Origin of the sequence: Micromonospora sp. NPDC057141 (genome assembly GCF_042670805.1) — a bacterium.
Lineage (GTDB): Bacteria > Actinomycetota > Actinomycetes > Mycobacteriales > Micromonosporaceae > Micromonospora.
The window spans coordinates 1-9,261 of the sequence record NZ_JBHUVA010000134.1 but is presented as its reverse complement, the minus strand read 5'-3'; the positions used below and the strand labels follow the sequence as shown (position 1 = coordinate 9,261).

Genomic DNA, 9,261 nt, shown 5'->3' with positions numbered 1-9,261 from the left:
AAGATCGTGGCCGCCGCACTCGTCCTGCTCCACACCGAACACGACCGCACCACATGATCACCACGTGTGATCAGAACATTGCGCGGAATGGCTCAATGGCTCTAGCTTCCTGGCCGTCAGACCTGTTGGGCTGTCGACGCATATATTGACAAACGGCGCCATACATGCACACTCGTGCATGCGAGGGTGGGGCGTTGAGTCGCTCATCTGCATCCTCTTGGCGAGCGTCGGAACATCGGTTACGTTGAAGCAGGGCGTCGTCACGGGGTTTCCGGCGAGAGGGTGGCGGCGTCCGCGGCGCCACGACTCATCGGAGGAGTCGCCTTGCCCCTTTACCTGTCTCCGCGAATCGATCCGACGGTGCAGTCGGTGCTCGACGAAACCGTCCTGATGGCGCAATTGTCCGACGCGTTGGGATCTCCACTCGGAGTGATTCTGCCCCAGCAGTTGACAGGCAACGTCGCCGCCTTCCGCTCGGTCTTTTCCGCCCATCGGCTCTCCGGTCAGATCTATTTCGCGCACAAGGCAAATCGATCCAGCGCCTTGGTGCGCGAACTCGCCGCCACCGACGCGGGCATCGACGTGGCGTCGCTCGCCGAGCTGCAGCACGCGCTCGGTGCCGGCTTCGTGCCGCAGCGAATCATGGCGACCGGGCCGAAGAACGAGGAGTTCCTCTGGCTCGCCGCCCGTGCCGGGATCACCGTCAGCGCTGATTCGGTCGGCGAGTTGGCCACGCTCGCCACGCTGGTGACGAAGTGGTCGTTGCCGCGCGTACGGGTGATGGCGCGCCTGTCGGGCTTCGCCTCGACAGGCGTGCAGCTCAACAGCCGCCGCAGCCGCTTCGGGATGTCAGCCGCCGCGGCGAGCGAGGTTCTTGACGTGATCGAGAAGCACGCCGAGGCCCTGGATCTGGTCGGAGTGGCGTTTCACCTCGACACGATCGGGCTGCCGGAGAAGGCCGTGGCCCTGGAGGGCTGCCTCGTGGCGCTGGACGAGTGCCGCCGACGCGGGCTGCGGCCATGGTCGGTGGACATCGGCGGCGGGTTCGGTGTGGACTACCTCGCTGACGGTACGCAGTGGGAGCAGTACACCTCCGCGTTGACCGAGGCGGTGCTCGGCAAGCGAGCGCCACTGACCTGGAACGGGCACGGTTACGGGTTACGCGCCGAGGGGGGCCGTGTTCGGGGATCCCTGAACCTTTACCCCGCTCACCGGCCGCTCTCCGGACCCGCGTACCTCGATCGGCTGCTGCGGACAACCTCGCCCGAGCTGCGCCGCCCACTCGGGACACTGCTCTTGGACAACATGTACGACCTGCACGTTGAGCCGGGGCGGGCCCTGCTCGACCAGTGCGGCCTGGTCCTGGCCAGCGTCTTGGAGGTACGCGACGAGGCCAGCGGCGACACGATCGTGCGCCTGGACTGCAACGCACGCGATGTCAGTCTTGAGGAACACGGAGTTCTGATGGATCCGGTCGTCGTTCACCGGACGACCTCGGCCGGTCCGGGGCCCGTGGGGGTCTACCTGTTCGGCAACCTCTGCCTCGAAGCGGATCTCATCACCCGACGGAAGGTCTTCCTGCCGTCCCGGCCTCGCACCGGCGACCTGCTGGCCTTCGTCAACACCGCCGGTTATCTGATGGACTTCAGTGCCACGCAGGCGCTGCGCCAGCCGATCGGCCGCAAGGTCGCGCTGTTTCGAAACGACGGTGCGTGGCGATGGTGCCTCGACGAACAGTACTGGCCCGTTCACCATCATGCGGAGGCACCGTGAGATTCGAGACGATGACCGATGCCATCGGCAACACCCCGCTGGTGCGGATCGACCCCGCCGTACACGGTCTGCGAAACATCACCCTGTACGCCAAGATGGAGTTGCTCAACCCGTTCGGTTCGCTGAAGGACCGCGCCGCCTGGAACATGGTCCGACCCCTGCTCGCCCAGGCCGTCGAGCGGGGTGACACCGTTGTCGAGTTGTCGAGCGGTAACACGGCCAAGGCTCTCGCCGTCATCGCCGGCATGCACGGGCTCTCGTTCAGAAGCGTCACCAACCGCATGAAGGTCGCCGAGATCAAGGACCTGCTGCTGCTGCTGGGTGCGGAGATCGACGAGCTGCCCGGGCAGGCCGAGTGCCTCGATCCCACCGACACCGACGACCCGCTGACGAGGATGTACCACCGGCTCGCCGAGTCGGGCGGCGGCTACCTGCACACCGACCAGTACTTCAACGAGCTCAACGTCGACGCGCACCTCAACGGCACCGGTCCGGAGATCGTGAAGGATCTCGACGGCCGCGCCCCGGACTACTTCATCGCCTGCGTGGGAACGGCCGGCTCCTCCACCGGCGTGGCGGCCGCGCTGCGCCAACACAATCCTGACGTGCGCGTCGTCGGGTTGGTGGCGCACAAGTCCGACTTCATCCCGGGGATCCGCACCATCGACGAGGTGCACGAAGTCGGCCTCTTCGACCCCGATGTCTACGACACGGTGGAGACGATCACCGCCGACGACGCCATCGATGGTCTGCTGACTCTCGTCCGCCGATGTGGCACGCTCGCCGGGCCGACCGGCGGCGGCGCCTACCAGGGTGCCGTACGCCACCTGCGCGCCATTGACGCGCAGCTCACCGAACACCGCACGGCCGTTTTCATCGTCTGTGACCGCGTCGAGAGCTACATGAGCTATCTGCGGGAGCGGCGCCCTGAGCTGTTCGGCCGACCACCGCGGCGCAACTCCCTGCGCACGGTGACCGACGCGGACGTCAGGCGGGCGGCGACCATGCAGGTCGCGGAAGCCGAGCGGTGGATAGCCGAGGGTCGAGGGCTGGTGGTCGACCTGCGCAGTCCGTTCGCGTACCAGGCGCTGCACATCGACGGCTCGATCAACATCGTCGATGAACTCTTCGCGGAACTACTTCACGGCGGATTACCCTTCGGTCGCCGCCAGCCGGTGCTGCTGGTCTGCCCCGTAGGGGAGAAGTCCGCCCGCTACGCCGCTCTGCTGACCCGGATGGGCCATCCCGACGTGCGCTCCCTCGACGGCGGGATCATCGCCTGGCGCGACGCTGGCGCTGAGCTCGTGCGCGACTGACATGGATGTTCTCGACGGACTGCGCCCGTGGCAGGAGAAGCTGCGCAGGCAGTTCCCGCTTATCATCGCCAACCCCGACATGGCGTACCTGGACAGTGCCGCCACCTCGCAGAAGCCGCAGGCCGTCCTCGACGCGGTCCTGACCTATCTGACGACGGGCAACGCCAACGCGGCCCGGGGCACGTACCCGTGGGCGAACCGGACCACCACCCGCATCGAGCAGGCTCGCGACCGGCTGCGGCGCTTCCTCGACGATCCGGTACCGCAGCGTTCGGGGGTGCACTTCGTCAGCGGCACCACCGAGGGACTGCGCAACATCGCCCGCGACTGGCTCGCCCCGCAGCTGCGCGACGGCGACGAGATCATCGTGCCGTTCGCCGATCACGCGGCGAACAACGCACCCTGGCTGGAAACCGCAGAGCTGCTCCGCCACCAGGGCATCTCCCTCGGCGTCCGGGCAATGCCGTACGACACCGCCCACGACTACGACACCGACCGACTAGCGTCGATGATCAGCGACCGCACGCGCCTGATCGCCGCCACCCACGTGCACCACGTCTACGGCAACGACATGAACGTGCACAGGCTGCGCACGGCAGCGGGACCGACCGTCCCGATCTGCCTCGACGCCGCGCAGGGCGTCGGGCACCTGCCGCTGTCCACCACGGCGACCGACGTCGACTTCGTGGTGTTCTCCGGGCACAAGGCGATGGCGTTGCCGGGCATCGGTGCGATCTGGGCGCGCAACCAGCGCGGTCCGACCTACCTGCCGGCCGGCTGGGACGGCTCCCCCAACACCAGCGGCATCATCAGCCTGGTTGCCGCCCTAGACTGGCTCGACGCCGCGGGTACGGACCGTATCGCTCGCTGGAACACCGCGCTCGGCGCGCGGCTCACCGACGGGCTGCGTGCGCTGTCCAGTTTCGAGGTGCTGGGCTGCCAGAGCAGCCTGGCCACCGACTCCCCGGTGCAGCAGCGCCAGGGCATCGTGGCCTTTCGCCACCGTCTGATCGGGTCGAACGACCTCGGGTTCATTCTGGCCGCGCACGGACTTCTGGTCCGCGCGGACGGTCACTGCCAGGGCGACCAAGGTGAGAAGACGGCATCCGTGCGGGCGAGCCTGCACGTCTACAACACGGCCGAGGAGGTGGACCGGCTCCTGTCGGTCCTGGCCGAACTCGACCACGATTGACTGACACGAACCGAGATACGCGGGCTCTTCTGTCTCGGAGCGCTTATCCTGCCGGAAATGTCTTCCGTTAATGTGTGGCCTTCATGTCCGCACGTCGTCCCGGAGTTCACCCATGTCAACGCCCACCCACGCGTCCGGCATCGTGCTCGACCGCTACCAGGCCGTCCGTTGGCGCGAAAGCTGGGCCCACGTCATGGGGGGATTCGTGCCGTATCTCGCCAGTCTCGAAGAGACGCTGTGCCGCGCTACCGAGGCTGTTCGCGGCCGGGCACCCGGCCGGGTGCTCGATCTGGGCGGCGGGCCGGGGCTCCTTGCCGAGCGGATGGCCCGGCGGTGGACCGATGCCACAGTCACCCTCATGGACATCGATCCGGTGCTGCTCGCGCTGGCGCGTGGCGCCCTGGCGGGCGAGGTACGAGCGCTCGAGGGTGACCTGTCAGCGCCGGGCTGGGTGGACCGTGCGGGTGGCGGCTACGACCTGGTCACGGTGGTCATGACTCTGCACTACCTGCCGGCACCCCAGGTGCGCGCATTCTACGACGACGCCCGTCGTTGCCTGGCAGCCGGTGGGCTGCTCCTCGTCGCGGACCTCATGCCTCATGAGGGACTACCGTCGTTGATGGGCGCGTTGGATCCCGCCCCGGACGAAGCCGCGGCGGAGTTGGCCTGGGCACAGTGGTGGAACGACATCGGGGAGATGGACTCGCTACGCCCGCTGCTGGCGCAGCGGGCGGCGATCTTCGAGAACCGCTTGCCGACAGAGTTCACCGCTCCCGCGTCATGGCATGCCACCGCCGCTCGTGAGGCCGGATTCGGCGAGGCCGGAGTTCTCTGGCGATGTGGCAGGCATGCGGCGCTGGCGGCCGTGGCCTGAGGGCCGGCCACCCGGTCTCCAGCACCCGCGGAAGGGTGCATCGACGTATGGCCATCTTGCTATTCGACGATACTTGGCGATAACGACTACCGTTCCGGATCATAGGAACGGAAATGTCATCGTGAAACATCGAGCCCGACTCCGGCAACGAGGCAGCCTTCGCCAGGGTCCCCGCCGATCAGCGCAAGCCCAGGGCCAACCACGACGCCTTCGGCTACTACGTCGAGCGGTACATGCTGTTTGGCAGCTCGGCCGTCTCCAACGTCGACACCTACGCCGAGGCGGTCGCCAACCAGGCCGGCAGACGCCCTGGTCATCGTCGCGGCCCTGGATCGCTGCCATGGACGATGTCGTGGCGACCGACGCCGCCCTTCCCCACACCGGGGTGAGTGTCGGTTACCGCGACGGGCCCAATGGTGTCGGCACGTCCCGCGCTGACCGACTACCGACCACCGACCTGGCCGGACTCGTTGATGTCCACGTCGTGCTACATCCAATGCGGCCCCGGCTGGGCAAACCCAGACTCACAGCGACCGTCCGGCTGCGGGCGATCTCGGCATGAGCGCCGGACACCTCGACGAGATGAGCCCCGCCCTGAACCGCGCAGTCGTCGTGCTTCGGGCTATGGCGTACGAGCACCGGATACACATCCTCGTGCTGCTGCAGGACAGCGAACAGACACCGGCCTCCCTGGCGGAGGCCATGTCGACGGACCCGACGGTTGTTGCCCGCCACCTGCGGTACCTCAGGGAGGCCCGGTTGGTCCGGCGCAAGCGTCGCGGCCGACAGGTCGCCTACACGCTGCAGGGGGAAGCGACCAGGCGGCTCATCACGGAAGTGCTGCACCACGCCGAACACTCGACCTGACCGCCGCACGACCAACTCGCCGCTCACTTCCAGGCCACCCTCAACCTGGTCGAAGCCCTCGACTGGCTACGCGCCGTCCCCGACCACCAAGATCCGTAAGACGGAACCCAGCGGCTCCGGGGATCACTTCACCTCGCGTCGCTCCTGACGCAGGGCCGGCCGACGTGCGTTCGCAGAGGGACGCCACGCCGGCCGGGTCCGCTTCACCAACGTACCCCCTACCTCGCGGACATCTTCACGATAATGAGTTCCGCTTCGGTTGTCATCGGCCGTCGGCCACGGCCGATCCGAGCGAGCTGTGCCAAGCCAAATCGACGATCGTTGACAAGCGGCACGGCTACGCACGCGCTCTCTCTGCAACTCTGACGGAAACGACGGTCATTTCAGGTCTCTAAGGCACGTCTCGCAACTCGGTGTCAGTCCATCATGGATCATGTTGTGGTGCAGGTGATCACCGCGGCTCGCCCGAAGTGGATCTTCCCGTTCACCGGGCCGCAGCCCGCCCAGTTCCGCAGGCTGGTCCGGCTGGTCGCCGAGCGTGGCGGGGACGCCATCGTCGACGGGCGGCCGGGCCGGCAGGTCCCTCGACCTCGCCGACCTACTGCTGGTCGCCGCGCCCTGCTCGAAGCCGCCGAGGCGGTCCCCGTGAACGACGATGCTCTTGTCGCCTGCGTCCACGACCCGCTCCCGTACGCCTGGGTCACCGTCACCTGGGGACTGCGGAGCTGGAGTCCTCCACCGGTGACTTCGCCGACAACGTCGTGCCACCGCCCACCGAGGCGGAGCGGGGCCAGCTGAGGCGAGCGTTAGCCAGCGAGGCGATCCGCTCGGGTCTGGAGCGCCACTTCGGGGGAAGCTGGTTCTCCAGAACGTCCCCGGGTGGCCGCGCTCCGGTTGAGCACCGTCGAATCCGACGTCTACCGCAGGTCCGGCTCGACCGACGGCAACACTCGACCAGTCACCCGAGCTGCGTGACTGCCTGACCACCATGCTGCCGGGTGGCCCGGCGGACAGGTTCAGGCACACCTGTTCCTGCTCGCCGGGCATGGGCCGGCGAGCATCCACGCCGAGGCCTTGTCGGACGCGCACCGTTGTGGTCTGGCGGCGGAGGATGCCGGTGTCTGGATCACCGATCATCACCTATCTCCCACCGAGTGTGCCCCTCGGCGACGACCTTCGCCGCGCACCTGCTCGGGGTGACCCGCCGGATCGCCGTCGGCACCGTCGCGTGCGTGCTGTGGGTTCGGCATCCGGTGGGCCTGGCCGAGGCGCCAGTGCTACTCGACGAGTTGCCTATAGGGACATCCCCACGGCCGGTAGGTGCGGGACGGTCTCGTACCTACCGCGCGGGTGTTCCGGCGGTGGTGAGCGGATCCACCACAGGATGGGGTTCAAGCGGCGCAGGTGCCGCAGGTGCCGAAGATCTCCATGGTGTGGCCGACGTCAGTGAAGCCGTGCTGCCTGGCGACCTGGTCGGCCCACCGCTCCACGGCCGGCCCGGCGACCTCGACCGTGCGACCGCAGTCGCGGCACACCAGGTGGTGGTGGTGGCGGCTCTGGCTGCACCGCCGGTACAGCTGCTCTCCACCCGGCAGTTTGGTGGAGTCGAGTTCACCGGCGTCGACCAACAGCTGCAGTGTCCGGTAGACGGTGGTCAGGCCTACGCGCGCCTGACGATCCAACAGCATCTGGTGCAGCTGCTGGGCGCTGTGGAAGCCGTCGACTTCGCGCAACAGCGCCAGCACCTCGGCGCGTTGGCGGGTGTTGCGGGTCATGCCGGTCGTCGCTTGGCTCACCGTTCAACGTCTCCCTTCCGCTCCGTGGCCGACCCGCTGCAGGTGGTTGGCGGTGTGTGTCTTCCCGCCTCGCCGTGGGCCATTTGGCATCCGTACCCATTATGCATTGCGCATATGTCCCGTAGTCTCGCTGACCTTAGCAGTGCTGCGCTGATGCGAGCCGGGCGTCCAACTTGGGCCGATGCTGACACCCTTCGCGCCTGCCATGCCTTGACTCAGGCGCTTGTGTGACGCCGAAACGCAGGTTGGTTACGGCCTGGCCACAACGTCTCGTGCGCTTAGTGACAATGACTTTCTTGAGCGGAGGATCCCCTTCAGTCGCGCCCCCGTCACCGGGCGCTCGCTCTGGGAGGAATCCGCCCGTGAGACATTCGTCCCTGTGGGGTAGGCAAGGCCTCGCCGCCCTGCTCGCCTCCACCGTTGCCACCGTTGCCACCGGCGCGAACCCGGTAGCGGCCGGGCATTCGGCACCGGCACCGGAGGTGCCGAAGGGCACCGCTGATCCTCGGGCAGCTTCGATGCCGCCCGCCGCCGGAGGATCTGGTCGATCCGTTCGGCGCGTGGCACCTGTTTGCGTGCTCCGTGCAGCATGACAAGATCCGGGGCCTGATCGACCACGCCCGGAAACCGGGACGGATCCGGCCCGTAGGTGATCGATCCGCGACCCGGATGCCTCGGCTCGGGTACGGTCAGCGGATGGCGTACGACGCCCTGGCCGAAAGCCTGCGCCTGATCATTACAGGAATGCCGGACGGCCCGTGCGGCTGAGTCAGCGCCGTCGCTTCGCGCCGGTCGCGGTCGACGTGGACGGCGACGTCGCCGCCACACGGTTCCTAAGCCGAGACGTCGGGTGTTACTGGGACGAGACGCACCTGCTGGCCGTCGACAACCATGGAGCCTGGCGAAGGCTCGGCGGCGGCGGATTGTCGGACGACGAAGACCCCACTGCGGAAGAGTTCGGGCGGGCCCGCGATGGCCTCGCGCCGTACCAGGTGGCGCTGGGTGGGAGCGCTGACGTCGGGCGCGATGGCGACTCCCTGCTGCCATGGGACACGCGATGGGTGCGCGGATCGGCAGTGCTTGTCGGCCATCGCAGAACTCCATGTCAACGGCCACCGTCTACCCGTCCCGCACCACGGTCACCTGATCGTGGTCTGGGGCTCTCGCCGGCCGCCGACGGTTACCGCACACGACGGCACCGGGCGCACGGTTGCCACCGCCACGGTGTCTTCCACGTGTTGATCGGCAGCGACCGCATCGCTGAGGTTCTTCAGAAGGTGCCACCGATCGGTGACCTGAATCGCGTCAGGTGCTGCCTCGCGGGTGCCGTCGGCGGAGCACCGGCCCGAAGCCTGACTGTGAGGCTAGCCGTGTCGGCCCGGAAGGTGATGGGCTGATGCCTGGTGGCAGTAGATGTGACTCTAACCCTGACTGGCTTTGTGC

6 protein-coding genes and 3 pseudogenes are annotated in these 9,261 nt (G+C 67.6%); 8 read left to right on the top strand and 1 reads right to left on the bottom strand.

Annotation, left to right across the window (positions count from 1 at the left end):
• Window positions 1–324 precede the first annotated feature (324 nt).
• From ACFT41_RS31520 to ACFT41_RS31485, 8 genes and pseudogenes are all read left to right on the top strand, one after another.
• On the top strand, window positions 325–1,773 hold the full coding sequence (locus tag ACFT41_RS31520; protein WP_377589955.1) for a Y4yA family PLP-dependent enzyme: 1,449 nt from the start codon (window positions 325–327) through the stop codon (window positions 1,771–1,773).
• Complete coding sequence (locus ACFT41_RS31515) at window positions 1,770–3,089, top strand: pyridoxal-phosphate dependent enzyme (protein WP_377589954.1); 1,320 nt, start codon at window positions 1,770–1,772, stop codon at window positions 3,087–3,089. Before ACFT41_RS31520 ends, ACFT41_RS31515 begins: the two co-directional genes overlap by 4 nt.
• Window position 3,090: 1 nt before the next feature.
• On the top strand, window positions 3,091–4,281 hold the full coding sequence (locus ACFT41_RS31510; protein ID WP_377589953.1) for an aminotransferase class V-fold PLP-dependent enzyme: 1,191 nt from the start codon (window positions 3,091–3,093) through the stop codon (window positions 4,279–4,281).
• Between the two features lie 112 nt (window positions 4,282–4,393).
• Window positions 4,394–5,155: a class I SAM-dependent methyltransferase gene (locus ACFT41_RS31505; protein ID WP_377589952.1), complete on the top strand. Its 762-nt coding sequence runs from the start codon at window positions 4,394–4,396 to the stop codon at window positions 5,153–5,155.
• A gap of 558 nt (window positions 5,156–5,713) precedes the next feature.
• Window positions 5,714–6,022 (top strand): ArsR/SmtB family transcription factor, encoded by a 309-nt coding sequence (locus tag ACFT41_RS31500; RefSeq protein WP_377589951.1) that lies wholly within the window; start codon window positions 5,714–5,716, stop codon window positions 6,020–6,022.
• 441 nt (window positions 6,023–6,463) lie between these two features.
• Window positions 6,464–6,638, top strand: a pseudogene (locus ACFT41_RS31495) (IS5/IS1182 family transposase); the annotation flags it as partial.
• Window positions 6,639–6,640: 2 nt separating this feature from the next.
• Window positions 6,641–7,001: pseudogene (locus tag ACFT41_RS31490) on the top strand (SCO5389 family protein); the annotation flags it as partial.
• Between the two features lie 19 nt (window positions 7,002–7,020).
• A pseudogene (locus ACFT41_RS31485) lies at window positions 7,021–7,254 on the top strand (hypothetical protein); the annotation flags it as partial.
• A gap of 159 nt (window positions 7,255–7,413) precedes the next feature.
• Here ACFT41_RS31485 and ACFT41_RS31480 read toward each other — a convergent pair.
• Window positions 7,414–7,797, bottom strand: coding sequence for a Fur family transcriptional regulator (locus ACFT41_RS31480; protein ID WP_377589956.1), 384 nt, complete (start codon window positions 7,795–7,797; stop codon window positions 7,414–7,416).
• Window positions 7,798–9,261: the final 1,464 nt, after the last annotated feature.

Coding starts and splice junctions, on each gene's coding strand:
- ACFT41_RS31510 (WP_377589953.1), top strand. CDS start 3,091: ATGGATGTTCTCGACGGACTGCGCCCGTGGCAGGAGAAGCTGCGCAGG.
- ACFT41_RS31505 (WP_377589952.1), top strand. CDS start 4,394: ATGTCAACGCCCACCCACGCGTCCGGCATCGTGCTCGACCGCTACCAG.
- ACFT41_RS31500 (WP_377589951.1), top strand. CDS start 5,714: ATGAGCGCCGGACACCTCGACGAGATGAGCCCCGCCCTGAACCGCGCA.
- ACFT41_RS31480 (WP_377589956.1), bottom strand. CDS start 7,797: ATGACCCGCAACACCCGCCAACGCGCCGAGGTGCTGGCGCTGTTGCGC.